1 protein-coding gene is annotated in these 693 nt (G+C 27.7%); it reads right to left on the bottom strand.

The genetic code is table 11. The features are described 5' to 3' along the window. On the bottom strand, positions 1-112 hold a 112-nt coding region (fbpA, locus tag AC1UFB_RS20295), incomplete at its 3' end, for a Fur-regulated basic protein FbpA (RefSeq protein WP_482589954.1). Positions 113-693 lie beyond the last annotated feature (581 nt).

The following is a 693-nucleotide window of genomic DNA, read 5'->3' as shown; positions in this document are numbered from 1 at the left end:
AGGTTAATTCATAGAGTTGTTTGTTTCCTTTTTTATAGATTCCTAAATGGATTAAAGAATCTATAATCGAGGTTTTTTTACGCTGTATGTCAGAATAGGTCTGTTCGCCCATTATCCCACCGCCTAAATTCAGAATGGTCTTTCGTATGATTGTCCAACTATTCTAATTCATTATAAAACTTGGTAGTTACAAGGAAATGAAAATGAAGTTAAACCTATGTAATAAATAAGTAAATTCGATTACATAAGTGAATGTACATTTCCTACCTATTTACTTTATAATCAACTTTTATCGCATCGCTCAATAATATAATATCCTTATCAATTTCACTTTTAATCAGTTCCTTTTCACAATTCTTGTATCCTTCTCTCAAGCAATTCACTTCTCTTGGTCATAATAAAAGGTTGTGTTTATTATTCATTTTAATAAACTCCTTATAAAAACTAACATTAAATATATTATGTTAGTTTTTTTTCGCATATGAAATACTTTCTACAAAACTTCCCTTTAATTTACAAAAAACTCTAAATTATACTAAGTAAATTTACTTGTTTTAAATAAAAGTAAACATAAATCCCCACAAAATCTTTTATTGATTTTAAATCGAGACCAGTTTGTGTGATATAAAATATTCATTCCTAGTTACCATAATGTACTTTATGGGGTAGCGTCAGGAAAGTGCGGATTTACAA

The sequence above is a fragment of the Priestia sp. KCTC 13724 genome, from assembly GCF_056820425.1.
This window is presented reverse-complemented; position numbering and strand designations above follow the sequence as displayed.